Source organism: Pseudomonas lactis (assembly GCF_001439845.1).
Classification (GTDB): Bacteria; Pseudomonadota; Gammaproteobacteria; order Pseudomonadales; family Pseudomonadaceae; genus Aquipseudomonas; species Aquipseudomonas lactis.
Genome location: NZ_JYLO01000006.1, coordinates 143,386 through 168,570 on the forward strand (window position 1 = coordinate 143,386; position 25,185 = coordinate 168,570).

Annotated in this window: 25 protein-coding genes and 1 tRNA gene; 23 read left to right on the plus strand and 3 right to left on the minus strand. The window is 60.5% G+C overall.

Annotated elements, in window-relative coordinates; genetic code table 11:
- Positions 1 to 88: 88 nt before the first annotated feature.
- Together TX24_RS11535 and TX24_RS11540 are read left to right on the plus strand one after the other, a co-directional pair.
- A complete protein-coding gene (locus tag TX24_RS11535; RefSeq protein WP_057710363.1) occupies positions 89 to 817 on the plus strand; it encodes a response regulator transcription factor in 729 nt (242 codons plus the stop codon).
- Positions 804 to 2,162 (plus strand): sensor histidine kinase, encoded by a 1,359-nt coding sequence (locus TX24_RS11540; protein ID WP_057710364.1) that lies wholly within the window; start codon positions 804 to 806, stop codon positions 2,160 to 2,162. Before TX24_RS11535 ends, TX24_RS11540 begins: the two co-directional genes overlap by 14 nt.
- 3 nt (positions 2,163 to 2,165) lie before the next feature.
- On the opposite strand, the gene TX24_RS11545 is transcribed toward TX24_RS11540, so the two are convergent.
- Entirely contained in the window at positions 2,166 to 2,681 is a 516-nt protein-coding gene (locus tag TX24_RS11545; RefSeq protein WP_056783719.1) for a DUF2062 domain-containing protein, read from the minus strand.
- 135 nt (positions 2,682 to 2,816) lie between these two features.
- Between TX24_RS11545 and TX24_RS11550 the strand changes: the two genes are divergently transcribed.
- The 8 genes from TX24_RS11550 (at position 2,817) to murB (ending at position 9,672) form a co-directional block, all read left to right on the plus strand.
- Positions 2,817 to 5,042, plus strand: coding sequence for a DNA internalization-related competence protein ComEC/Rec2 (locus TX24_RS11550; protein ID WP_244175858.1), 2,226 nt, complete (start codon positions 2,817 to 2,819; stop codon positions 5,040 to 5,042).
- A 108-nt stretch (positions 5,043 to 5,150) separates the two neighbouring features.
- Entirely contained in the window at positions 5,151 to 5,786 is a 636-nt protein-coding gene (locus tag TX24_RS11555; RefSeq protein ID WP_003192043.1) for a MotA/TolQ/ExbB proton channel family protein, read from the plus strand.
- Positions 5,783 to 6,211, plus strand: a complete 429-nt coding sequence (locus tag TX24_RS11560; protein WP_003192041.1) for an ExbD/TolR family protein — start codon at positions 5,783 to 5,785, stop codon at positions 6,209 to 6,211. The genes TX24_RS11555 and TX24_RS11560 overlap by 4 nt, the downstream gene beginning before the upstream one ends.
- On the plus strand, positions 6,211 to 7,221 hold the full coding sequence (gene lpxK / locus TX24_RS11565) for a tetraacyldisaccharide 4'-kinase (RefSeq protein WP_057710366.1): 1,011 nt from the start codon (positions 6,211 to 6,213) through the stop codon (positions 7,219 to 7,221). The genes TX24_RS11560 and lpxK overlap by 1 nt, the downstream gene beginning before the upstream one ends.
- Positions 7,222 to 7,245: 24 nt before the next feature.
- Positions 7,246 to 7,431: a Trm112 family protein gene (locus TX24_RS11570; protein ID WP_003174668.1), complete on the plus strand. Its 186-nt coding sequence runs from the start codon at positions 7,246 to 7,248 to the stop codon at positions 7,429 to 7,431.
- A complete protein-coding gene (gene kdsB / locus TX24_RS11575) occupies positions 7,428 to 8,192 on the plus strand; it encodes a 3-deoxy-manno-octulosonate cytidylyltransferase (protein ID WP_003192037.1) in 765 nt (254 codons plus the stop codon). The genes TX24_RS11570 and kdsB overlap by 4 nt, the downstream gene beginning before the upstream one ends.
- Positions 8,192 to 8,656, plus strand: a complete 465-nt coding sequence (locus TX24_RS11580) for a low molecular weight protein-tyrosine-phosphatase (RefSeq protein ID WP_057710367.1) — start codon at positions 8,192 to 8,194, stop codon at positions 8,654 to 8,656. The genes kdsB and TX24_RS11580 overlap by 1 nt, the downstream gene beginning before the upstream one ends.
- Entirely contained in the window at positions 8,653 to 9,672 is a 1,020-nt protein-coding gene (murB, locus tag TX24_RS11585) for a UDP-N-acetylmuramate dehydrogenase (protein ID WP_057710368.1), read from the plus strand. The genes TX24_RS11580 and murB overlap by 4 nt, the downstream gene beginning before the upstream one ends.
- 72 nt (positions 9,673 to 9,744) lie before the next feature.
- Here the strand turns inward: murB and TX24_RS11590 are convergent, their stop codons facing one another.
- Positions 9,745 to 10,416: a Bax inhibitor-1/YccA family protein gene (locus TX24_RS11590; protein WP_003192030.1), complete on the minus strand. Its 672-nt coding sequence runs from the start codon at positions 10,414 to 10,416 to the stop codon at positions 9,745 to 9,747.
- Positions 10,417 to 10,568: 152 nt separating this feature from the next.
- On the opposite strand from TX24_RS11590, the gene TX24_RS11595 reads away from it, so the two are divergent.
- The 6 genes from TX24_RS11595 to TX24_RS11625 all read left to right on the plus strand — a co-directional run bounded on the left by TX24_RS11595 (position 10,569) and on the right by TX24_RS11625 (position 15,281).
- A tRNA-Ser gene (locus tag TX24_RS11595) sits at positions 10,569 to 10,659 on the plus strand.
- Between the two features lie 199 nt (positions 10,660 to 10,858).
- A complete protein-coding gene (locus TX24_RS11600) occupies positions 10,859 to 11,056 on the plus strand; it encodes a hypothetical protein (RefSeq protein ID WP_057710369.1) in 198 nt (65 codons plus the stop codon).
- A 350-nt stretch (positions 11,057 to 11,406) separates the two neighbouring features.
- Positions 11,407 to 11,724 carry a hypothetical protein gene (locus tag TX24_RS11610; protein ID WP_003192026.1) on the plus strand — a complete coding sequence of 106 codons (318 nt, stop codon included), beginning with the start codon at positions 11,407 to 11,409 and terminating at the stop codon, positions 11,722 to 11,724.
- Positions 11,725 to 11,876: 152 nt separating this feature from the next.
- The gene (locus tag TX24_RS11615; RefSeq protein WP_003192025.1) at positions 11,877 to 12,617 is read left to right on the plus strand and encodes a hypothetical protein; all 741 of its coding nucleotides are present in this window, start codon (positions 11,877 to 11,879) and stop codon (positions 12,615 to 12,617) included.
- 133 nt (positions 12,618 to 12,750) lie between these two features.
- Complete coding sequence (locus TX24_RS11620) at positions 12,751 to 13,020, plus strand: hypothetical protein (RefSeq protein WP_057710370.1); 270 nt, start codon at positions 12,751 to 12,753, stop codon at positions 13,018 to 13,020.
- Positions 13,021 to 13,163: 143 nt separating this feature from the next.
- Positions 13,164 to 15,281, plus strand: a complete 2,118-nt coding sequence (locus tag TX24_RS11625; protein ID WP_057710371.1) for a TonB-dependent receptor family protein — start codon at positions 13,164 to 13,166, stop codon at positions 15,279 to 15,281.
- Between the two features lies 1 nt (position 15,282).
- On the opposite strand, the gene TX24_RS11630 is transcribed toward TX24_RS11625, so the two are convergent.
- Positions 15,283 to 17,100 (minus strand): sigma-54-dependent Fis family transcriptional regulator, encoded by a 1,818-nt coding sequence (locus tag TX24_RS11630; protein WP_057710372.1) that lies wholly within the window; start codon positions 17,098 to 17,100, stop codon positions 15,283 to 15,285.
- 351 nt (positions 17,101 to 17,451) lie between these two features.
- Between TX24_RS11630 and TX24_RS11635 the strand changes: the two genes are divergently transcribed.
- From TX24_RS11635 to TX24_RS11665, 7 genes are all read left to right on the plus strand, one after another.
- Entirely contained in the window at positions 17,452 to 18,546 is a 1,095-nt protein-coding gene (locus TX24_RS11635; RefSeq protein WP_014718865.1) for an ABC transporter ATP-binding protein, read from the plus strand.
- A complete protein-coding gene (locus tag TX24_RS11640; protein WP_034134524.1) occupies positions 18,546 to 19,643 on the plus strand; it encodes an ABC transporter ATP-binding protein in 1,098 nt (365 codons plus the stop codon). Before TX24_RS11635 ends, TX24_RS11640 begins: the two co-directional genes overlap by 1 nt.
- Positions 19,640 to 20,506: a carbohydrate ABC transporter permease gene (locus TX24_RS11645; RefSeq protein ID WP_003192014.1), complete on the plus strand. Its 867-nt coding sequence runs from the start codon at positions 19,640 to 19,642 to the stop codon at positions 20,504 to 20,506. The genes TX24_RS11640 and TX24_RS11645 overlap by 4 nt, the downstream gene beginning before the upstream one ends.
- A gap of 10 nt (positions 20,507 to 20,516) precedes the next feature.
- Entirely contained in the window at positions 20,517 to 21,317 is an 801-nt protein-coding gene (locus tag TX24_RS11650) for a carbohydrate ABC transporter permease (protein WP_003192012.1), read from the plus strand.
- Between the two features lie 11 nt (positions 21,318 to 21,328).
- Positions 21,329 to 21,601: a DUF2160 domain-containing protein gene (locus tag TX24_RS11655; protein WP_003192011.1), complete on the plus strand. Its 273-nt coding sequence runs from the start codon at positions 21,329 to 21,331 to the stop codon at positions 21,599 to 21,601.
- 161 nt (positions 21,602 to 21,762) lie between these two features.
- Positions 21,763 to 23,505, plus strand: a complete 1,743-nt coding sequence (locus TX24_RS11660; RefSeq protein WP_057710373.1) for an ABC transporter substrate-binding protein — start codon at positions 21,763 to 21,765, stop codon at positions 23,503 to 23,505.
- Positions 23,506 to 23,798: 293 nt separating this feature from the next.
- Positions 23,799 to 25,178, plus strand: coding sequence for an iron-containing redox enzyme family protein (locus TX24_RS11665; protein ID WP_057710374.1), 1,380 nt, complete (start codon positions 23,799 to 23,801; stop codon positions 25,176 to 25,178).
- Positions 25,179 to 25,185: the final 7 nt, after the last annotated feature.

Here is a 25,185-nt window from a genome sequence, read left to right on the forward strand (position 1 = left end):
ATCTTCGGGCCATTCGGCGCCGGGTGGCGATTGCCTGTGAACGTTTAATCTTGAATAATCAGTGATTGAGAATGACTTGCAGACGCTAATGACTCCCGCAGCAGTTGGCCTACCCAGTATCCTGACCATCGAAGACGACCCGGTGTTGGGCGCCTATGTGCACGAGCAGCTTGGCCGCAGTGGCTTCCAGGTGACCTGGTGCCGGAACGGTCAGCAGGGCCTGCAACTGGCCCGCGCCGAGGCCTTCGACCTGGTGCTGATGGACATTCTGCTGCCAGGGCTGGACGGTTTGTCGATCCTCACCCATTTGCGCCAGAGCCACGCCATGCCGGTGATCCTGATGTCGGCGCTGGGCGCTGAAGCCGATCGCATCAGCGGCTTTCGCCTGGGCGCGGACGACTATCTGCCCAAGCCGTTCAGCATGGTTGAATTGTGCGTGCGTATTGAAGCGATCCTGCGCCGCGTTGCCCTAGACCGCCGACCCGAGCCGCCGCGTGCCCCGGCACCCGAAGATGCCCGCGTGCTGCACTTTGATGATCAGCGCTGCGATGTGTCCTGCCAGGACCAGTGGGCCGCGCTCACGCGCAGCGAATACCGCCTGCTGGAAACCCTGCACCGCAATACCGAAGAAGTCCTCAGCAAAGCCTTCCTGTATCAGCAGGTGTTGCAGCGCGGTTACGCACCCCATGACCGCAGTCTCGATATGCACGTCAGCCAGATCCGCCGCAAGCTCAAGGCCATCGGTTACATCGAGCGGGAAGTGCGCACCGTGTGGGGCAAGGGCTACGTGCTGAGCGGTCACGATGAAGGGCTTTGAGCGACTGCCTGGCAAACACTCGTTGTTCTGGAAGCTGGCTTGCCTGTTGATCGCCTTCTGTTTGCTGATGATTTGGCTCAGTTGGTCGTGGGGCCGCTACATGGAGCAGCAGAGCGCGTACCTGTCCGAGAAGTCGCGGGAGATTCTCACTGGCTATGCCGCCGGCGCCGAACTGGCGTGGAGCACACAGGGCAGTGCTGGCGTGGACGTTTGGCTGCAGCGAATGGCCGAGCGTGAAAGCACCTGGGTTGGCGTGATCGGTAACGACTTGCAGTCCCTGGGCAGCACCCCCTTGAGTGACAAGGAAAGCCAGCGCCTGACGTTTTTGCGTGGATTGGACTGGCCGGTCAGCCGGCATGTCATCGGTTTGCCCTGGATGAAGGTGCCGTTTCCGGTCGACCCTGGCGCGGGGTCGCTGGTGATCGAACTGCCGCAGCGCTTTATGCCTGGGCGCTATCAGCTGTTCTGGCGAGTGGTCACCAATGGTGTGATTCCCGGTCTATTTACCCTGTTGCTGTGCATCGGCCTCTATCGGCTGCTGATCATGCCCCTCAATCAATTGCGCGAGCAGGCCAACGCCTGGCGTGCCGACCAACTCAATACGCGGATGTCCCGTGATGCCACCAGCCGTCAGGATGAACTGGGCGAGCTGGGCCGCGCCTTTGACCATATGTCCGAACGCCTGCAGGGCACCGTGCGTTTGCAGCAGCAGTTGCTGCGCGATATGTCCCATGAACTGCGCACACCCTTGAGCCGCCTGCGGGTAGCCTGCGACAGCGAGCAAGACCTGGCCAAACTGCGCGAACGCCTGGGCCGGGAAATCGACGCCATGCAGCGCCTGGTGGAAGACAGCCTGCAACTGGCCTGGCTCGACAGCGAAACGACGCCGCTGCCCCAGGAAGATATTCAGCTCCAGGCGTTATGGGACATATTGAGTGAGAACGCGTGTTTTGAAAGCGGTTGGCCCGCATCGCGCTTGCCGTGCCTGTTACCGGCGGACAGTTGGGTGCGCGGCAACCTGAATGCACTGGCCCAGGCCCTGGAAAATATCCTGCGCAACGCCATACGCCACTCGCCCAAGGGCGGCTGCGTGCAACTCGACGGCTGTCGTGAAGGAGACTATTGGCATATCTGGCTGCAGGATCAGGGCCCGGGGATTGCCGAGGGTGACCTGGAGCGCATCTTCGCGCCCTTTACCCGCCTGGACGGCTCGCGGCCCGGTGATGGTGGTTTCGGCCTGGGCCTGAGCATTGCCCGCAACGCAGTGCAGCGCCAGGGCGGTCGCTTATGGGCAGAAAACACCGGGCAGGGTCTGCGGGTGCATTTGCACTTGCTGGCCCGTTAGCGTTCAGCGCCTACGCAGTTTGCGTTTTTTCCACTGGTGCGCCACCCACCAGCGCCAGTACGCCATGGTCAGGCAATAGGCCAAGGCGCCCAATACCACCCCCAATACCACCGAACCCAGCAAGAATGGCTGCCAGAGGGTGCTCAACTGGCCGCTGATCCATTCCCACGTCAGGTTATCGGGCAAGCTGCGTGGCGGTACATTCATCAGCCAGGCGCCGGTCATATAGGTGCAGATGAACACCACCGGCATGGTGATGGGGTTGGTCAACCACACCAGGCTGATGGCGATAGGCATATTGCCGCGCACCCAGATCGCCAGGACTGCGGCGAGCAACATCTGCAACGGAATCGGGATAAACGCCGCAAATAAACCCACCGCCATGGCGCGCGCCACGGAGTGTCGGTTCAAGTGCCAGAGGTTAGGGTCATGCAGCAGCGTGCCAAGAAACTGTAATGACTTGTGTTCCCTGATACTGCTGGGATCGGGCATGTACCGTTTGAATAAGCGCCGGGGCATAAGGGGTCCAGGTCAATTCGAGGGGCAAGTATGCCCGGATTCTATAAACAGAAAATTCAGACTTTGTGACAAAACATCATAGGCGCTGTCGTTCAGCCGGCTAAGACTGAGTGGATCACTGGAAAAGGATGATCCATGAAGACAGGGATGTTGGCGTTGGCGCTGGGGTTGCTGACGTTGCGTTGGTTGCCGGTGTTGCCGCCTGGTGCCGGGTTATTGGCCATGCTGGTGCTGGCCTTGATGCTGTTGCCTTTTCGGTCCTATCCCGTGGCGTTCTTTCTGGTGGGCTTGAGTTGGGCTTGCTTCAGCGCGCAGCGGGCGCTGGATGATCGGCTGCAGCCTGCCATGGACGGGCAAACTCGCTGGGTGGAGGGGCATGTGGTCGGCTTGCCCCAGCAGACGGTTACGGGCGTGCGCTTTGAACTGGCCGACGGCCGGTCGCGCAAGGTCCGGCTGCCCAAACGTATCCGCGTGTCCTGGCACGGCGGGCCAGTGGTGAACAGTGGCGAACGCTGGCGCTTGGCGTTGACACTCAAGCGGCCTGCGGGCCTGCTCAATTTTCATGGAGTTGACCACGAAGCCTGGCTGCTGGCCCAGCGTATCGGTGCCACTGCAACGGTAAAAGACGGTGAGCGTCTCGCACCCGCCCGCAATGCCTGGCGCGATGCTGTTCGCCAGCGCCTGATGGCGGTGGATGCCCAAGGCCGCGAGGCAGGGCTGGCGGCGCTGGTATTGGGCGACAGTTCCGGCCTGGCACCTGAGGATTGGCAGGTGTTGCAGGACACGGGCACGGTGCATCTGCTGGTGATTTCCGGGCAGCACATCGGCTTGCTGGCGGGCTTGATCTACGGCTTGGTCGCGGTATTGGCGCGCTATGGTTGCTGGCCCCGAACCTGGCCGTGGCTGCCGTGGGCGTGCGGCCTGGCTTTTGGCGCAGCGTTGGGTTATGGCCTGCTGGCGGGGTTTGGCGTGCCGGTGCAGCGGGCCTGTGTGATGGTCGGCCTGGTGTTGCTGTGGCGTCTGCGTTTCCGCCATTTGGGGCTGTGGTGGCCGTTGCTGCTGGCGCTGAATGGCGTGCTGGTGCTGGAGCCCTTGGCCAGCCTGCAGGTGGGGTTCTGGCTGTCGTTTGCGGCGGTCGCGGTGTTGCTGCTGGCGTTCGGCGGGCGCTTGGGGCCGTGGAGCGTCTGGCAGGCGTGGACCCGGCCCCAGTGGTTGATTGCCATAGGCTTGTTTCCGGTGTTGCTGGTGCTGGGTCTGCCCATCAGCCTCAGCGCACCGGTGGCCAATCTGTTTGCCGTGCCGTGGATCAGTCTGGTGGTGCTGCCCTTGGCGCTGCTGGGCACGGCGTTGTTGTGGGTGCCGCTGGCGGGGGAAGGTGTGCTGTGGCTGGCTGGCGGCGCGCTGGACGGATTGTTCAAGGGCCTGGCGCTGCTGGCTGCGCAGTTGCCGGCGTGGGTGCCGCCCGAGGTGCCGCTGGGGTATTGGCTGGTCAGCCTGATGGGCGCAGTGGTGTTACTGCTGCCCAAAGGGGTGCCGTTCCGGGTGTTGGGCTGGCCCATGCTGTTGATGGCCGTTTTTCCGCCCCGGGAGTGGGTGCCCCACGGACAGGTAGAGGTGCTGCAACTGGATGTCGGCCAGGGGCAGGCACTGATCCTGCGTACCCGCCACCACACCTTGCTCTACGATGCCGGGCCGCGCTCGGGGCCTGTCGACCTCGGCGCGCGCGTCGTGTTGCCGTCGTTGAAAAAACTCGGGGTAGGGCAGTTGGACATGATGCTGCTCAGCCATGCCGACGCCGATCACGCCGGTGGTGCGGCGGCGGTGGCTCGGGGGCTGCCCGTCAAACGCGTGGTGGGCGGCGAAACCGAGGGCTTGCCATCCTTTCTCGCCACCCAGCCCTGTACCAGCGGCGAGCGCTGGGAGTGGGACGGCGTGTCGTTTGAGCTGTGGCAGTGGGCGGGTGGGCTTGAGGGCAATCCGAGGTCGTGCGTGCTGCAAGTCGAGGCCAATGGCGAACGCCTGCTGCTCACCGGCGATATTGATCGCGCCGCCGAAGAGGCGTTTCTGGCATCCCCGCTGGCGGTTCCGACCGACTGGCTACAAGCTCCGCACCATGGCAGCCGCAGTTCTTCGTCCTGGCCTTTCGTACAACGGTTGGCGCCCACCTCGGTGTTGATTTCCCGCGGGCGCAGCAATACGTTCGGCCATCCTCATCCGCAGGTCCTGGAACGCTACCAAGCGCTGGGCAGCCGGGTGTATGACAGCGCCGAACAGGGCGCCGTGCGCCTGCGCCTGGGGGCGTTTGTGCCTGCGACGGTTGCGCGCAGCCAACGTCGTTTCTGGCGCGAACCGTTACCGTAATCAGGCGTTACCAACGTCTCGAACCGCGACAGACGGACCTGTAGCCGGTGAACCCCTCTGTTGACCCTATATGGTAAAGTGGCGCACTTTTTCGAGGGGACATTCACTGTGTGGGAATTGGTCAAATCCGGCGGCTGGATGATGTTGCCGATCATTCTGAGCTCCATCGTCGCACTCGGCATCGTCGCCGAACGCCTGTGGACCCTGCGCGCCAGTCGCGTCACCCCCGAGCACTTGCTGGGGCAGGTCTGGGGCTGGATCAAGAACAAGCAGCTCGACAAGCAAAAGCTCAAGGAGCTGCGTGCCAATTCGCCACTGGGTGAAATCCTCGCCGCCGGCCTGGCCAATTCCAAGCATGGTCGCGAGATCATGAAGGAGTGCATTGAAGAAGCGGCCGCCCGGGTCATCCATGAGCTGGAGCGCTATATCAACGCCCTTGGCACTATCGCCGCCATGGCGCCGTTGCTGGGTTTGCTTGGCACGGTCCTGGGCATGATCGATATCTTCAGTGCGTTCACGGGCTCGGGTATGACCACCAACGCGTCGGTGCTGGCCGGGGGCATTTCCAAGGCCTTGATCACCACCGCCGCGGGTTTGATGGTGGGTATCCCTTCGGTGTTCTTCCACCGTTTCCTGCAGCGGCGCATTGATGAGCTGGTGGTCGGCATGGAACAGGAAGCTATCAAGCTGGTAGAGGTGGTGCAGGGCGACCGTGATGTAGACCTGGTCGAGGGCAAAGCGTGAAATTTCGCCGCAAGCAACGGGAAAATGTCGATATCAACCTCGCGTCGTTGATCGACGTGGTGTTTATCCTGCTGCTGTTTTTTGTCGTGACCACCACCTTCACCCGCGAAACCCAGCTGCGTGTCGACTTGCCTGAAGCGGTAAGCGGCTCGCCTGCCGAAGACCAGCAGGTCAAGCAACTGGACATCGCCATCAGCGCCGAAGGGGTGTTTTCGGTGAATAACCAGTTGCTCGAGAAAAACGACCTAGCCAGCCTGATGGAGGCCTTGCAGAAGGAGTCCGGCGGCGACACCCAATTGCCGCTGTCCATCAGCGCCGATGGCAAGACTCCGCATCAATCCGTGATCACCGCCATGGACGCTGCCGGCAAGCTCGGTTTCAGCCATTTGCGCATGACCACCGTCGAGGCGGCGAGCCCGCCCTGATGGCCATGTCCGAGCGCTTACTCAAGGCCTGGTACGAGGGCCACCCGGCACTGGCATTGTTGCGGCCGCTGGAATCGCTGTATCGCCGCGTGGTGCAACGTAAGCGTGCGCGCTTTGTGGCAGGCGAGGGCGAGATTTATCAAGCGCCGGTGCCAGTGGTCGTGGTGGGTAATATCACGGTAGGAGGTACCGGCAAGACGCCGTTGATCCTGTGGTTGATCGAGCACTGCCGTCGCAGCGGTTTGCGCGTGGGCGTGGTCAGTCGAGGCTACGGTGCCAAGCCGCCGCAGTTGCCGTGGCGGGTCGAGGCCGGCCACAGTGCCGAGGTGGCCGGTGATGAACCCTTGCTGATCGTGCAGCGCAGTGGCGTCCCTTTGATGATCGACCCCGATCGCAGTCGCGCGGTAAAGGCCCTGCTGTCCAGTGAGCCCCTGGACCTGATCCTCTCCGATGACGGCCTGCAGCACTACCGTCTGGCCCGCGATCTTGAACTGGTGCTGATCGATGCCGCCCGCGGCCTCGGCAACCGCCGCTGCCTGCCTGCCGGGCCGTTGCGCGAACCGGTGGAGCGCCTGCACAGTGTGGATGCGGTGCTCTATAACGGTGCCGCCTCGGACCGTGAAGAGGGTTTTGCCTTCCGCCTACAGCCCACAGCGCTGGTCAACCTGCACAGCGGCGAGCGCCAGCCGGTCACCTATTTCCCGCAGGGCCAGCAGGTGCATGCGGTGGCCGGTATCGGTAACCCGCAACGTTTCTTCAATACCCTTGAAACGCTACACTGGCAGCCGCTACCCCATGCTTTTGCCGACCACGCGCCCTACAGCGCCGAGGTCTTGAGTTTTACCCCGTCATTGCCGCTGGTCATGACCGAAAAGGACGCGGTGAAGTGCCGCGCCTTTGCCCAGCCCGACTGGTGGTACCTTGCGGTGGATGCGGTACCGTCGCCGGCGTTCGTCGCCTGGTTCGACACGCAGCTGATGCGTCTGCTGCCCAACCGTCGCTTGCCTTAAAACGCTTCTTTCCAGGAAACACTCATGGACACCAAACTGCTCGATATCCTCGCTTGCCCGATCTGCAAAGGCCCGCTCAAGCTCAGCGCCGACAAAACCGAGCTGATCAGCAAAGGTGCCGGCCTGGCTTACCCTATCCGTGATGGGATCCCGGTCATGCTCGAAAGCGAAGCCCGTACCCTGACCACCGATGAGCGCCTGGATAAATGACCACCGCCTTTACCGTTGTCATCCCCTCGCGCTATGCCTCGACGCGCCTGCCGGGCAAACCGTTGCAAATGATCGGCGATAAGCCGATGGTTCAGCTGGTGTGGGAGCAAGCCTGCAAAAGCAGCGCCGAGCGCGTGGTAGTGGCCACCGATGACCCGCGAATTATCGAGGCATGCAAAGGTTTTGGTGCCGAAGCGGTACTGACCCGCGAAGACCATAACTCCGGCACTGATCGCCTGGCCGAAGTCGCCACTCAGCTGGGTCTGGCACCCGACGCGATCGTAGTGAACGTGCAGGGTGACGAGCCATTGATACCGCCGGGTGTCATCGATCAGGTCGCTGCCAACCTCGCGGCCCATGGCGAGGCGCGTATGGCGACCCTGGCCGAACCGATCGAAGACATCGAGACGCTGTTCAACCCGAACGTGGTGAAAGTGGTCAGCGACATCAACGGCCTGGCACTGACGTTCAGTCGCTCCACCTTGCCGTGGGCGCGGGATGCCTTTGCCAAGAATCGCGACGTGTTGCCGGAGGGCGTGCCATATCGCCGCCATATCGGCATCTATGCTTACCGCGCCGGTTTCCTGCACGACTTCGTCAGTTGGGGCCCTTGCTGGCTCGAGAATACCGAGTCCCTGGAACAACTGCGTGCCCTCTGGCACGGCGTGCGTATCCACGTGGGCGATGCCTTGGAAGCACCGCCAGCCGGTGTCGACACTCAGGAAGACCTCGAGCGCGTCCGTCGCCTGCTGGGCGCCTGATGGAAGTTCTGTTTGTATGTCTGGGCAATATCTGCCGCTCGCCAACCGCTGAAGGCATCTTGCGCCATAAATTGCGCGAGGCCGGCTTGGCGGGGCAGGTTGAGGTGGCGTCTGCCGGTACCGGCGAATGGCATGTCGGTAACCCACCGGACCAGCGCAGCCAACGTGCGGCGCTGGCGCGAGGTTATGATTTGTCGAGCCAGCGTGCCCAGCAAGTTTCCCGCGCTGACTTTGCCCGCTACGACCTGATCCTGGCCATGGACCACAGTAACCTGCGCAACCTCAAAGCCATGCAGCCAGGGCAGGGCAAGGCCGAGCTGGATTTGTTCCTGCGTCGCTTTGATGGCGAAGTGGACGAGGTGCCAGACCCTTACTATGAAGGTGAGCAAGGTTTCGAACGGGTCCTGGACCTGATCGAACGCGCCTGTGATTTATTGGTGATCGAATTGAAGGGGCGGTTATGACCTTGCAAGTGCTTGCGCAGGTATCGCTCAAGCCATTCAACAGCTTTGGCATCGATGTGAACGCGCAATTGTTCGCCGAGGCCCACAGTGATGCTGACGTGCGCGAGGCCATCGCCTATGCCTCGGCAAACGCGGTGCCGTTGCTGGTGATCGGTGGCGGCAGCAATTTACTGTTGACCCAGGATATTCCGGCGCTGGTGTTGCGTATGGCGACCCAAGGCATTCGTGTGCTGAGCGACGATGGCACGCACGTGGTGGTCGAAGCCGAAGCGGGCGAAGCCTGGCATCCGTTTGTGCTGTGGACCCTTGAACACGGCTTCTGCGGCCTGGAAAACCTCAGTCTGATCCCCGGCACTGTCGGTGCGGCGCCGATGCAGAATATCGGTGCCTATGGCGTAGAGATCAAGGATGTGTTTGCCGGTCTCACCGCCCTGGATCGCCAGACGGGCGAACTGCGGGACTTCAGCCTCGACGAATGCAACTTTGCTTACCGTGACAGCCTGTTCAAGCACGAAGTCGGGCGTTGGCTGATCGTGCGGGTACGCTTTGCCCTCAGCCGCGCCACTCACCTGAAACTCGACTACGGCCCGGTGCAACAGCGCCTGGTCGCGCAGGGCATCACCCACGCCACGCCAAGCGATGTGAGCCGCGCGATTTGCAGCATTCGCCGCGAGAAACTGCCAGACCCGGCGGAGCTGGGCAATGCGGGCAGCTTCTTCAAGAATCCGCTGGTACCCCAAGCCCTGGCTGTGGAGCTGCAAAGCCAATATCCGGACCTGGTGGCCTACCCTCAGGCCGACGGCCAGATGAAACTCGCCGCCGGTTGGCTGATCGACAAGGCCGGTTGGAAGGGCTTCCGGGAGGGCGATGTGGGCGTGCACAAGCTGCAAGCGCTGGTGCTGGTCAATTACGGCACTGCCACCGGGCAGGAGATTGCCCAGCTGGCGCTACGCATCCAGCAAGATATCTTCAAGCGCTTCAAGGTCGAGTTGGAGATGGAACCCAATCAGTACTGAGCTTTATCGGGCCTGAAAATGAAAATGCCCCGTATCTTGCGATACGGGGCATTTTTTTATAGCGCTTGCTGATCAGTCATCGCGGCTCATGATGCCGAAGATCTGCAACAGGCTGATGAACAGGTTGTAGATCGACACATACAGGCTGATGGTCGCCATGATGTAGTTACGCTCACCGCCGTGGATGATGGCGCTGGTCTGGAACAGGATGCACACCGAGGAAAACAGCACAAAACCCGCGCTGATCGCCAGTTGCAGGCCGCTGATCTGGAAGAACATGCTGGCCACCACGGCCGCCAGCAACACGAAGAAACCTGCGGTGATGAAGCCACCCAGGAAGCTCATGTCCTTACGGCTGATCAGCACGTAGGCCGACAGACCACCAAACACCAGGGCCGTCATGGCAAATGCCGAGCTGACCACTTCAGCACCGCCGGCCATGCCCAGGTAGCGGTTGAGGATCGGGCCGAGGATAAAGCCCATGAAACCGGTCAAGGCAAACGCCGACACCAGGCCCCAGGCCGAGTCACGCAGCTTGTTGGTCAGGAAGAACAGACCGTAGAAGCCGATCAACACGACAAAGATATTCGGGTAACCGACGCGCATCTGCTGGGCCACGTAAGCCATCACGCCGCTGAATGCGAGGGTAAGGGCGAGCAAGCCGTAGGTGTTGCGCAACACGCGGCTGACTTCAAGCTGCTCAGCCTGCGCGTTGCCATTCACTGCGTAATTCTGTTCGCGCATGGCGACACTCCTTCAGTTTTGAAACGTTCAGTCGCAAAGATCATAACAGACGCCTTGTAACAAGCGATGCAGAGAGTTTGACAGTGTGTTTCATTCGGGTATTATGGCGCCCGCTGACACGGGATGGGCTACTATAATCCTGTGATGCACAAGGGAAATTGGCAGAGTGGTTGAATGCACCGGTCTTGAAAACCGGCGGACGTTAATAGCGTCTCCAGGGTTCGAATCCCTGGTTTCCCGCCAAGATTTACACGAAAGCCTCGCGAAAGCGGGGCTTTTGCGTTTCTGGGGTTTGAGTGTGCTGATAATTAAACAAATGCTGTTTGTCGCATTCATACCGTTCAAAGACGAACCACCATTCGTCTAACATCCGGCACTCTCCATCCGTTGCTACCTCTCAATCTTAAGCGCGGATATTCCGAGCGATACACGGAGAGCCAGTATGGAAATCAACGAGAAAGCCCCAGGCAACATTTCCCAGCAAGCGGTTACTCGTAACACTGATAACGAGACGGGGCATGACCCGAGGCGCGATGAGGACGATATCCCGCTACCCCCGGATGACGAGGCCCCGATCGAGGAGGACATGTCGGATGTAGACGCGGCGGATTCCGTAGCAAATGAGCACCCCGCTACCTGAAGACCTCCCGATCAATGAACCCGGCCCAGCGCCGGGTTTTTATTGCGGTTTTCGGCGCATTTAATTAACCGTAATCCTTAAGTAGTGGCATCGCATAATTGTGAATGGCTTCACGATGCCTCTATGATCAGCACGCACTGTATTGGATCGCTGAGCCTCAACCCTTTGAAGGACATGAGCATGGACAAGCACTTCGGTAATTCAGGCCTTTTCAAAACCACTTCGTATCAAGGCAACGACGCTCACGACGGCTGCAGCACTGCCGACTGGGAGCTGAAAAACAGTGCGCTGAATACGAAGGAGTTTTTGATATGTCCAAAGAATTACTCGGAGTTTTTGCTCTAGGGTTGATGGTGGTCGGTGAGTTTTGTGCAATCTACAGTGAGGTGGTGACCGCCAAGTTGGCCCAGGCCGGCAGTGGTTCCTGGGAGGCCTTTGTACTTCCCGTGGTCTTGATGTGTTTTGCCGGGCTTTGTCTGTTGGGTGCCTATTGGCTGGGGTATGTGGTTGTCGGTGATATCTGGATTGTCACGGTAGTCTCGGTCACTTCGTTATTGCTGCTGGAGCCTGTGGTGGTCTGGGCGCTGTTTCATGAAGCTCCAGGGCGCGGCGCGTTGATCGGGTTCTGCCTGGGTGCCTTGGGGATGCTTGCGACGGTAGTGCTCTAGCACGCCGGGGAATCAAGTGTCGGGTCAGATCAGCGTCTGTAGTCCGATGCTTATCTGGCCTGCACCGCTGCACTTTTTTCCATTTTGCTGATCTACCCCTGTCCCGGCCACCCGACTCCCGTAGGTGGCCAACAGAATCAGACCCGGTGCCGATGGATCGAACGTCAACTGTTTTTACCTCCCGATGGCCGCTGCTGCTTGCTGCGGTTTTCGCGCTCTGCGCAACAGGTTGCAGCCAACAACAGGGCCGCGATATCGCCAGGCAGTTCAGCGATGGCAAGCCTGATGAGTTCTTCCAGACCAGCGTCGACCGCATGGCCACACTCGGCATGCGCGACAACCTGCAAAGCCTCTACTTGCTGATGAGCAAGCTCTACCTGCGCAACCCCAACCAGTGGCGTCAATCGGGCTACCCGGATGCGGTGACCGCCGCCCGGCAAATCCGCCAGGCCATCGAAAATCGCCAACCCTTGCCCGCACTGGGTGACCGGCGTGACCTGGCTGCCCTGAGTTATTCCTTGAGCCCTGACTTTCGCGGCGACCGCGTCGGCGCGTTTATCTACGCGATTGGCAGTATGCTCGTGACCGCCCACGGTGGGCGCACGCAGTTTTATGTGACTGACTCGATCAACCCGCAGTTTGTCAGCAACGCCGCGCGCAATATCGAAAAGGCCACTTGGTTGCTCAGCCAGCGTCAGGATGCCAATGGTGTGTTGCTGTTGTTTTCCAATGAAATATCGGAGGAGGGCAGTAACCTCAGTTTTGCCGTTGAGTTCGGCAAGATCGTCGCGCGTTTGGACCTGCTTACCCAAATCCTCGATGAGCGCTACCGGCGCATTGGCCTCAATTACGCACAAAGCCTGTTGCTGATGAATTTCCTGCCGGTGCAATAAGGCCCATCGCATCGACCAATCAGTGCGGTGTTTCCCTTTCCGCTGTAGGAAGCGGCCTATCTTGCCTCTCGCGGCTTGAAACGCTTGCCTGCGGGCAATAGCCTCGGATTTTTCTTAAACACGAGGCCCTCCCTTGGGTAAACGAAAAACGGTTTGGCCCACGGATCGCGAAATACGCTTGCGGTTTATCCTCTATGCGGTGATTGACGCCGCGACGGCCCAGGGCGTATCTGCCGAGATATTGCTGCCGGCGCATAAGTTATTGCGTGACTCGCCCACGGAAGCCCAGTTGCGCGACACCTTGGGGGAGATTCTCGCCACTGACGAAATGTATGGCTTTCGCTTTGCGCCGGGGTCGGATGCAGATGATCTGCTGCGGGCATTGTCGGCGCCCGATGGCTGAACCTGCCACCGGGTTCGCCGCTGTTTTTAAATCGTCCTTGTCCTTCATTAAGGAGTGACCTGAGGGGCGTGCCTGCCTTCCCATCACTGTTCGCGTGGTGGGCTTGGCCTGGCACGTTCCCTGATTCCAAGGACCTGCCCCCAATGCTGCTGCGCCACCCCCCGTTTATTTTTGCCGCCTTGACCCTCAGTTCGCTGGTACAGGCCGAAGGCCTGCAATTGGCGCCGGTTGAAGTCACCACGGCCGAGGCCAGCGCCGCAGAAATCGCCCAGGCGCAGCTCAAAAGCGTGCCCGGTGGCACCAATTACATCGATATGGACAGCGTGCAACAGGGGCGGGTCAGCAGTAACGAAGACGTTTTCAAATATCAGGCCGGTGTGTACGCCAAGGCGGCCAATAACGAAGGGGTGAAGGTGTCCATTCGTGGCTCGGGCCTCAACCGCGCCCCCGGTGCCCACGCCTCCGGCCTGTATGAAATGTTCGACGGTCTGCCGCTTACCGGCCCAGGTGGTACGCCTTATGAGCTGAAGGACCCGCTGTGGCAAAGCCGGGTAGAGGTGCTGCGTGGCGCCAACGGGTTCGATCAGGGTGCATTGGCCTTGGGCGGTGCGGTCAATTACGTCACCCGCACCGGCTTGGACGCACCCAAGCTGCAAGTGCGCTATGAGGTCGGCAGTCGCGGCTATGCCCAGCGTGAAGTCAGTTCGGGGCAAGTGCTGGGGGACGCCGACTATTACATCAGCCTCACCGATTCGGAGTCCGACGGTTATCAGCACCAAAGCGCTGGTACCGGCAAGGGCATCGCTGCCAATTTCGGCTACCGCTTTAACCCGGACCTGGAAACGCGCTTCTATTTGCGTTATCGCGAAACCACCAACGATTCTCCCGGCAGGCTCACGCGTGACCAGATCAGCCATGATCCGCGTGCCGCCAACAGCCTCAATGCCGCCCGCGACTCAAAACGCCTGCAACCGGGCTCCACCTGGATCGCCAACAAGACCACCTTGCGCTTGGACGATAATTCACGGGTCGAGGTCGGGCTGGCTTACCACGATTACCCTATGGACCTGCGCGAAGGCACCAACCGCCTCAAAGTTGCCTACACCGATATCAGCGGCACCCTGAATTACATCCGCCAGGACAGCCTGTTCGGCCACGCGAGTACTACCACTCTCGGCCTGCGTACCACCCAGGCGATGCCGAACAATGGGGCGTCGGAATATGTTCGCATTCCTGCGGGCAATACCGCCATTTATGCCCCCGGCACCAAAACCCGCGACTACAGCTACCTGGGCTCCGACACCGTGCTGCATGTAGGCAACGAACTGGAACTGGTTGAGGATCTATGGCTGACCAGCGGCCTTGCCGCGATCTACACGCGCCGCGAAACCCAGGTCACTTACCCCGACGGCCAGGCGCCGCTCAGTCAGCATGACTGGGATTACGCGCCGCGCATTGGCCTGCGTTACGACTTCACCCCGCAGTTGCAGGTCTACGGCAACCTGAGCCGCTCGGTAGAGCCACCGCATGCGTGGTCGATGATCTGGGGTTCCAACAAATACTTCGGGCCGGGCAGTGGGGCGGCCACGGGGTTGCAGCGCGAAGGCGTAAAGCTGCGTAATCAGACCGCCACCACCCTGGAAATCGGCGGGCGCGGTGAAGCCTGGCTCGGCCAATGGGATCTGGCGCTCTATCGCTCGGAGGTTCGCCACGAGCTGCTATCCGTGGAGACCCAGGCGCAGACCGCCACCAGCAACGCCATCATCGCCGAATCCAACGCCAGCCCCACCGTGCACCAGGGTGTGGAACTGAGCCTGCTCAGCCCGCTGTGGGACGGCGGGCGCAGCGGTAAGCTCGATCTGCGCCAGGCCTACACTTTCAGCGACTTCCATTACCGCGACGACGACCGTTTCGGCGACAACACCTTACCCGGCATTCCCAAGCACTATTACCAGGCGCAACTGCGCTACAGCCACCCGACGGGTTTCTACACCAGCCTCAACACCGAGCATGCCTCACGGGTGGCGGTGGACTACGCCAATTCCTACTACGCGGCGGCCTACACCACCTTTGGCGCCACCTTCGGCTACGACGCGCCCAAGCAGGACTGGCAAGCCTGGGTCGACCTGCGCAACCTCACCAACCGCCGTTACGCCAATACCGTCACGCCGGGCTACGACGACAAAGGCATGGACGCCGCACGCTCCACCCCGGCTGATGGGCGTGGTATCTACACCGGCGTTTCCTGGAGCTGGCGTTAAATCAAACTTCGTGTTGGCGCAGGCGCTTGTACAGGGTGTTGCGACTCACCCCCAGCTCTCGCGCCAGGTGGGAAATATTCCCGCCCACGGCTTCCAGGCGCTGGCTCAGGTCAAGGTGTTCATCCAGGTGTTCGGGTTTGGACTGCGGCACCGTCGCCTGCAAATCCACGAAAAAATCATCGGGCAGGTGCTCTGCGCGGATCGGCTGCTCTTCGGCCATTGCCAACGCTACCTGCAACACGCTGCTCACCTGGCGTAAATTCCCCGGCCACGGGTGTTGCTCGAATAGCCTCAGCACCTCGGCGCTCAGCCCGGCCCATTGCGTCGGCTCGCGGTGTTGCTGCCACAGTTGCTGGAACAGCGCCTGCTTGTCGGTACGCTCGCGCAATGGCGGCAATTCCAGGGTCAGGCCGCCGATGCGGTAGTACAAGTCCTCGCGAAAGCGTCCGGCCTGCACCAGCTCGCGCAGTGCGCGGTTGGTCGCCGAGATGATGCGCAAGTCCACCGAGAACACCTCGCTGCTGCCCACCGGCTGCACACAGCGTTCTTGCAGCACCCGTAACAGACGGGCTTGGGTGGGCAGCGGCATATCGCCGATCTCGTCGAGAAACAACGTGCCCTTGTCCGCCTTGCGGATCAGGCCGATGCTGCCTTTTTGGTTAGCGCCGGTGAAGGCGCCTTTTTCGTAGCCGAACAGTTCCGATTCCACCAGCTCTGCGGGAATCGCCGCACAGTTCACCGCGATCAACGCCTGTCGGCTGCGGGAACTTGCCTGGTGCAGAGCTTTGACGAACACCTCTTTGCCTACGCCGGTCTCGCCGTGGATCAACAGCGGAATGTCCTTTTCCAACAGGCGCTCGGCCTGGCGCACGGCTTTTTCCACGCGCACATCGCCAAAATGCAGGGTTTGGAGGTTGATCGACGTCGGTGCTGGCGGCGGCGGTTGGCTGAACACCCGGGCCTGCACCGGCATCTGCTTGGGCCGCTTCAACAGGCACTGGAACCGATTGCGTCCCGCTGCCTGCAAGGCGAAGGGCAGCCCTTCCGGTTGGTTGAGCAACTCCAGTAGCGAGACCTTGAACAGGCTGTCGATCATCACCCGCGACAGGCTGATGCCCAGCAGGTTATCCGCACGCCGATTGGCCGACAGCACCTGGCCGCTTTCATCAAAGATCAGCAGGCCGGCCCATTGGCTGTCGAGGTTGCTCAAGCCGGTGTTGAAGGTCAGTTGGAAATGTTCGCCGCGAAACAGGTTGAGGATCAGCCGGTTTTCCACGGTCTGGCTCATCATCTTGACCATGCCCAGGGTGTGGGAGGGCGGCAGGTAACTGTCGCTGGATACGTCCAGCACCGCGATGATTTCGCGCTGGGCGTCGAAAATCGGCGCCGCGGAGCCGGTCATGAAGCGGTTGGCCTTGAGGAAGTGTTCATCGTGTTCAATATGCACGGCCTGGGCGCAGGCCAGCGCGGTGCCGATGGCATTGGTGCCGCTGGCGCGTTCCATCCAGCTGGCGCCGGGGCTGAAGCCGCGGGCCAGCGTGGGTTCGATAAACCGTTGAGTGCCCCACGAGGTCAGCACCTGGCCCTGATTGTCGGCCAGCATGATCAGGCAATTGGAATTGCTGAGGATGTTCTCGTAGTAGGGCAACACTTCCTGATGGGTGGTCTGCACCAGGGAATGCTGGCTTTCCAGCAGTTGGCGAATGCCTTCGGCGGGCAGTTGGTCAAAGCTGGGAGCACTCTGGTGGTCCAGGCCATAGGCGCGGCAACGGCGCCAGGATTCCTGGATAAGGGTGTCGTGGGTCAAGGGTTCGGCCATCGTGCGACCTTCTTTATTATTGTTGTCGGGTCTTGCGCCATCTAACGTCAGACATCGAACAATGTGGGAGCGGGCTTGCCCGCGATGGCAATGGGTCAGGCACAGCATCTACAAACTGATGCATCGCCATCGCGGGCAAGCCCGCTCCCACATTTGATCTTCGTCGCGCATAAAGTGTTGTTCACAACTGTTCATTGTCAACCCCGGCAGTGTTCAGTTGTTCAGCCGGATTGTTCACTCCTGAACATCATGGTTCACCCATTTCCTTACACATCAAGCGCTTGCGGTTTTGGCACGAAACTCGCTCTGACAACGGACCAGATTCATTCCAATAATAAAAAAGGTCGTGTCATGTCATTGACCCTGGAACATGTCTCCCGCGTTGTCGACGGCCAAACCTGGATCGACGACGCCAACCTGCGGTTCGAAGCCGGTTCTTTCAACGTCCTGCTCGGTCGCACCCTGTCGGGCAAGACCAGCCTGATGCGCCTGATGGCCGGCCTGGACAAACCCGACAGCGGTCGCATCCTGATGAACGGCGTGGACGTCACGCAAAAGCCGGTGCGCCTGCGCAATGTGTCGATGGTTTACCAGCAGTTCATCAACTACCCGACCATGACCGTGTTCGAGAACATCGCCTCGCCGTTGCGCCAGGCCGGTGTGTCCCAGGAGGTGATCCAGAGCAAGGTGTTGGAAACCGCCAAGATGCTGCGCATCGAGAAATTTCTGCAGCGCCACCCCCTGGAATTGTCCGGTGGCCAGCAGCAACGCACCGCCATGGCCCGCGCCCTGGTGAAAGACGCCGAACTGATTCTGTTCGATGAGCCGCTGGTCAACCTGGACTACAAACTGCGCGAAGAGCTGCGCCAGGAAATGCGCGAACTGTTCAAGGCGCGCCACACCATCGCCATTTATGCCACCACCGAGCCCAACGAAGCCCTGGCCTTGGGGGGCACCACCACCATTCTTCACGAAGGCCGGGTGATTCAGAGCGGCAAGGCCGCCGAGGTCTACCACCAGCCGCAAACCGTGCTCGCCGCTGAGCTGTTCTCCGAGCCGCCGATCAACCTGATGCCAGGGCGCATCAGCGGTAACGAAGTGAGCTTCGCCAATTTCGTGCATTTCCCACTCAACGTTGACCTGCGCCCCATCGGCGAAGGCGAATTCCGCTTTGGCGTGCGCCCCAGCCATATCAGCCTGGTACCCAGTAACGATGATGACCTGGAGCTGGCGGTGACCGTGGAAGTCGCCGAAATCAGCGGCTCGGAAACCTTCCTGCATGTGCGCAGTGAGCATTTCCTGCTGGTGCTGCACCTGCCGGGGGTGCATGAGTACGATGTCGATGCGCCGATCCGCGTGTATATCCCCACCCATAAACTGTTTGTGTTCGATGGTCAGGGCCGCTTGGTCCAGGCCCCTGGGCGCCGTGTCGCGAGGGTTGCCTGATGGCCGAGATCCATTTGCGCAACCTGGCCCATAGCTACAACCCTACGCCTACAGGGCCAGAAGACTACGCCATTCGGGAAATGAATCATGTGTGGGAGCAGGGCGGTGCCTACGCCTTGCTCGGGCCGTCAGGCTGCGGCAAGTCCACGCTGCTCAATATCATCTCCGGCCTGCTCAGCCCGTCCGAAGGCCAGGTACTGTTCGATACCCAAGTGGTCAACGACTTGACCCCGGAAAAGCGCAATATCGCCCAGGTGTTCCAGTTCCCGGTGGTGTACGACACCATGACGGTGTTCGACAACCTGGCGTTCCCGCTGCGCAACCAGGGCATGGCCGAAGCGAAAATTCACAGCAAGGTGCAGGAGATCGCCGAAGTCCTCGACTTGCAAAACCTGCTGAGCAAAAAAGCCCGTAACCTCACCGCCGACGAAAAACAGAAAGTCTCCATGGGCCGTGGCCTGGTGCGCGATGACGTGTCGGCCATTCTGTTCGATGAACCGCTGACGGTGATCGATCCGCACCTGAAGTGGAAACTGCGGCGCAAGCTCAAGCAGATTCACGAGCAGTTCAATATCACCATGGTCTACGTCACCCACGATCAACTGGAAGCCTCCACGTTCGCCGACAAGATCGCGGTGATGTACGGCGGGCAGATCGTGCAGTTCGGTACGCCGCGTGAATTGTTCGAGCGGCCCAGCCACACCTTTGTCGGTTATTTCATCGGTAGCCCTGGGATGAATCTGATCGAGGTGCAGGCCAAGTCTGGCGGTGTAGGGTTTGCCAATACCCTGTTGCCGCTGTCCGAAGCGTTGCAGCAACGTCTCAACACCACCGACTACAAAAAGCTCCAGGTCGGCATTCGTCCGGAATTTATCCACGTGTGGGACGAGTACAACCCCGACGCCCTGCAAGCCGACGTCGTCCATGTGGAGGACTTGGGCACCTACAAGATCATGACCCTCAACCTCGACGGTGCAACGCTCAAGGTGCGGCTGGCCGAGGACAAGCCGGTGCCGGAAGGGAAGGCTTGCATCAGCTTCCCCGCGCAATGGCTGATGCTCTACGCCGACGATTACCTGCTGGAGGTGGCACCATGAACAAGGTGCAGAATAACAAGGCCTGGTGGCTGGTGTTGCCGGTGTTCCTGCTGGTGGCGTTCAGTGCGGTGATCCCGATGATGACCGTGGTCAACTATTCGGTGCAGGACATTTTCGACCAGTCCAGCCGCTATTTTGTCGGGGCCGACTGGTACAAGCAGGTGCTGCTCGACCCGCGCCTGCACGATTCGCTGCTGCGCCAGTTCATCTACTCGGCCTGCGTGCTATTGATTGAGATCCCGTTGGGCATCGCCATCGCGCTGACCATGCCCACCAAGGGCCGCTGGTCCTCGCTGGTGCTCATCATCCTCGCCATTCCGTTGCTGATCCCGTGGAACGTGGTCGGCACCATCTGGCAGATTTTTGGCCGTGCCGACATCGGCCTGCTGGGCTCGACCCTCAACGCCCTGGGCATCAGCTACAACTACGCTGCCAACACCATGGACGCCTGGGTCACCGTGCTGGTGATGGATGTGTGGCATTGGACCTCGCTGGTAGCACTGCTGTGCTACTCAGGCTTAAGGGCCATTCCGGACGTGTACTACCAGGCCGCGCGGATTGATCGTGCATCGGCCTGGGCGGTGTTCCGACATATCCAGTTGCCGAAGATGAAAAGCGTGCTGCTGATCGCGGTGATGCTGCGTTTCATGGACAGCTTCATGATCTACACCGAACCCTTCGTGCTGACTGGCGGTGGACCGGGTAACGCCACCACCTTCCTGAGTCAGACGCTTACCCAGATGGCCGTCGGCCAATTCGACCTGGGCCCGGCGGCGGCGTTTTCCCTGGTGTATTTCCTGATCATCCTGTTGGTGTCCTGGCTGTTCTACACCGCCATGACCCATTCCGACGCCAACCGCTGAGGCCGCCAACATGAGCAAGCGCAAGCTTATTCCACTACTCGTTTACATCCTGTTCCTGCTGGTGCCGATCTACTGGCTGCTGAACATGTCCTTCAAGAGCAACACCGAAATCCTCGGCGGCCTGACCCTGTTTCCGCAGGATTTCACCCTGGCCAACTACAAGGTGATCTTCACCGACCCAAGCTGGTACACCGGCTACCTCAACTCGCTGTACTACGTGAGCCTGAATACGGTGATTTCGCTCAGCGTGGCGCTACCGGCAGCCTATGCGTTCTCGCGCTACCGCTTCCTGGGTGACAAGCACCTGTTCTTCTGGCTGCTCACCAACCGTATGGCGCCGCCGGCGGTGTTCCTGCTGCCGTTTTTCCAGCTGTATTCGTCCATTGGCCTGTTCGACACGCACATCGCCGTGGCCTTGGCCCATTGCCTGTTCAACGTGCCGTTGGCGGTATGGATCCTGGAAGGCTTCATGTCCGGTGTACCGAAGGAAATCGACGAAACCGCTTACATCGACGGCTATAGTTTTCCCAAGTTCTTCGTGAAGATTTTTATCCCGCTGATTGGCTCCGGTATCGGTGTCACGGCGTTTTTCTGTTTCATGTTTTCCTGGGTCGAACTGCTGCTGGCGCGCACGCTCACCTCGGTCAACGCCAAGCCCATCGCAGCGGTGATGACCCGCACGGTGTCGGCCTCCGGCATTGATTGGGGCGTGCTGGCAGCGGCGGGGGTGTTGACCATCCTGCCGGGCATGCTGGTGATCTGGTTTGTTCGCAACCATGTGGCCAAGGGCTTTGCCCTGGGCCGGGTCTAGAGGAGTCGATGATGGAATGGATGGCCTGGACCACCCCCACAGCGCTGTTCTTTGGCGGTATTGCCCTGATTCTGGCGGGCATGACCACTTGGGAATTGCGTTCGCCGAGTATCCCGCGGCGCGGTTTGCTGCCGATCAGCACCACCCGTGGCGATCGCTTGTTTATCGGTCTGCTCGGCAGCGCCTACCTGCATTTGCTGGTCATTGGCGTTACCGACTGGAGCATCTGGGTGGCGTCCGCGCTCTCCCTGTTATGGCTGTTGAGTGTGATGCGTTGGGGCTAGGTCTACACGACCCTGTAGGAGCGAGCTTGCTCGCGAAAATCGTCAACGATAACGCAGTGTTCCTGGTAGCCCGCGGTGTCTTTGAGTTCTTCGCGAGCAAGCTCGCTCCTACAAGGGAGGTGGTTGCCGATAGCCCTTTTGAAACTAACCTGGAGGTCTCTATGTTGAATAAAAACAATAAGCTGCGACATAGCATTTCATTGGCCGCCGTACTGGCCCTCAGTGGTTTGAGCGCTTCGGCCTGGGCCGATGCGTATGAAGATGCCGCAAAAAAATGGATCGGCAGCGAGTTCAAACCCTCGACCCTTAATGAAGCTCAACAGTTGGAGGAGTTGAAGTGGTTTATCAAGGCGTCGGAGCCGTTCCGTGGGATGAAGATCAACGTGGTGTCGGAAACCCTCACCACCCACGAGTACGAATCCAAGGTGCTGGCCAAGGCCTTCAGTGAAATCACCGGCATCAAGCTGACCCACGACCTGTTGCAGGAAGGCGACGTGGTGGAGAAGCTGCAAACCCAGATGCAATCCGACAAGAACATCTATGACGGCTGGGTCAACGATTCCGACTTGATCGGTACGCACTTTCGCTATGGCAAGACCGAATCCATCACCGACCTGATGGCCAACGAAGGCAAGGATTTCACCTCGCCCACCCTGGACCTCAAGGACTTTATCGGGCTGTCTTTCACCACCGCGCCGGACGGCAAGATCTACCAGTTGCCCGACCAGCAGTTCGCCAACCTCTACTGGTTTCGCGCCGACTGGTTCGAGCGGCCGGAGCTGAAGGCAAAGTTCAAGGAAAAATACGGCTACGACCTGGGCGTACCGGTGAACTGGTCGGCTTATGAAGACATCGCCAAGTTCTTCAGCGAAGACGTCAAGGAAATCGACGGCAAGCGCATTTATGGGCACATGGATTACGGCAAGAAAGACCCGTCCCTGGGCTGGCGCTTCACCGATGCCTGGTTCTCCATGGCCGGCGGCGGCGACAAGGGCTTGCCCAACGGCCTGCCGGTGGACGAGTGGGGCATTCGTGTGGAGGACTGCCACCCGGTGGGCTCCAGCGTCACCCGTGGCGGCGACACCAACGGCCCGGCAGCCGTATTCGCCACGCAGAAATACGTGGACTGGATGAAAGCCTACGCGCCACCGGAAGCGGCGGGCATGACCTTCTCTGAATCCGGCCCGGTGCCGTCCCAGGGCAACATCGCCCAGCAGATCTTCTGGTACACCGCGTTTACCGCCGACATGGTCAAGCCGGGCCTGCCAGTGGTGAATGCCGACGGTACGCCGAAATGGCGCATGGCGCCGTCGCCGGTCGGGCCGTATTGGGAAAAGGGCATGAAGAAGGGCTATCAGGACGTAGGCTCCTGGACCTTCCTCAAGTCCACGCCCGAGAAGCAGAAGCTCGCGGCCTGGCTCTACGCGCAGTTCGTGACCTCAAAAACCGTATCGCTGAAAAAGACCATCGTTGGCCTGACGCCGATTCGTGAGTCGGATATCAACTCCCAGGCCATGACCGACATGGCGCCCAAACTCGGTGGGCTGGTGGAGTTCTACCGCAGCCCGGCCCGCACCGAGTGGTCGCCGACCGGTACCAACGTGCCCGACTACCCACGCCTGGCGCAACTGTGGTGGAGCAACATCGCCGCCGCAGCCAGCGGCGAGAAAACCCCGCAACAGGCGCTGGACAACCTGGCCAAGGAGCAGGACGCGATCATGACGCGCCTGGAACGCTCCAAGGTGCAACCGGTGTGCGGCCCGAAAATGAACCCCGAGCGTGACGCGCAATACTGGTTCGACCAGCCGGGCGCACCGAAGCCGAAACTGGCCAACGAGAAGCCCAAGGGCGAAACCGTGAATTACAACGACCTGCTCAAGCAGTGGGAGGCTGCACGTAAGTAACAGCGCCATCTCAACCCCTGTAGGAGCGAGCTTGCTCGCGAAAAACGTCAACGATAACGCGTGCTTTCTGAATAAACGCGGCGTCTGCGGCTTCTTCGCGAGCAAGCTCGCTCCTACAGGCATTTTGGTTTTGTGAGCCCTGACAAACGACCGCTTATCCCTCCCAACCCAACCCCGTTTGAATTTTCTGCACACCCCGAGGCTCTGCATTTTAGAAGCGCGTGATGTTGAGCGCTCTTGCGGGGCCACCTTGTGGGAGGCCCGTTGTAACGGACTTTGCGGAAACTGCCATCATGACACTCCTTACAGCGCTGTCTGGCCAGCCGGCTTCTCTCACCCATTCGGCCCAGGGCCGCCATCAACAGGTGTACCAACAGCTGCATGGCGAAACCCAAGACGCCACCGAACTGGCGCGTGAATACCTGCACGATCAATTGGCCCTGGTAGAAGCCACCGACTGCGACTTGCCAGAGGCGCCCGAACAGCTGCTGGCCTGGGTCGAGCAGCGCTGCGCCGAGGTGGCCCAGGCCTATGCCGACTACCTTGAGCAGCGCCGGCAAGGCGGGCCACGGCGGTATTTCCAGAACAAGGCCCATGCGTTGTATTTCCTGCAGTGCGTGGCGCCCACCAAACAGGTCGACGGCGCCTGGCTCTACGGCTTGCTGCGCTATTGGCAAGACCAGCGCTTCGACGGCCTGCTCACCACTTACCTGGAAGAGTTGGGCGACGGTGAAGCCGCGCAGAACCATGTGGTGATCTACCGCAAGTTGCTCAGCGAGCACGATGCCGACAGCGAAGCCGGCCTTGAGGATGATCATTACCTGCAAGGCGCCCTGCAACTGGCGCTTGGCGTGTGCGCCGACGAGTTCCTTCCGGAGGTCATTGGCTTCAACCTGGGTTACGAGCAACTGCCGCTGCACCTGTTGATCACCGCCTATGAACTCAGTGAGCTGGGTATCGACCCTTATTACTTCACGCTGCATGTCACCATCGACAACGCCAGCAGTGGTCACGCGTGCAAAGCTGCACAATCGGTGCTGAACCTGCTGCCGCTGGGCGAGGGCAGGGCAGACTTCTATCGCCGGGTGGCCGCAGGCTACCGCCTGAATGATCTGGGCGCGGGTGCCACGTCTGTGATCAAACAATTCAACCTGCAGGACCAGGTGGTGGCGATGCTCGAACGCAAGCGCGCCTTCGGCCAGCATATGCATTCGGACTACTGCCGCTTCGAAGGCCAGACAGTCAACCAATGGCTGGCCCAGCCTGGGCAGATCGGCGCGTTCCTCAAGGCCCTGGAAGACAAAGGCTGGATCCAGCACAACCAGGACCCTGCCAACAGCCGCTTCTGGCAACTCATCGAGGGTGCTGGCGCCGCGATGTTCGGGGTGTTCAGCGGTTATGAAAAACAACTGATCCATGACTGGATCGCCGGGGAATGGGTGGCCAGCGAACGCGTGCCGCCCGTGCGGCCGGGACGCGGCAGCCGGTTTTCCCGCGAACAGCATCGTCCAGCGGACCCAGATACCCAGGCCCTGGCGGAGTCGTTGTGCAACTTGCCTGATGTGCAACAGCTCAATGCGCTGATCCCGTGGCTGTCGGCACGCCGTCACTGCACGCCTGCCGGGCTGTATGCCACTCGCCGCTTTATCCAACTGCGTGCGCGCTTGCGCTAAGGAATGT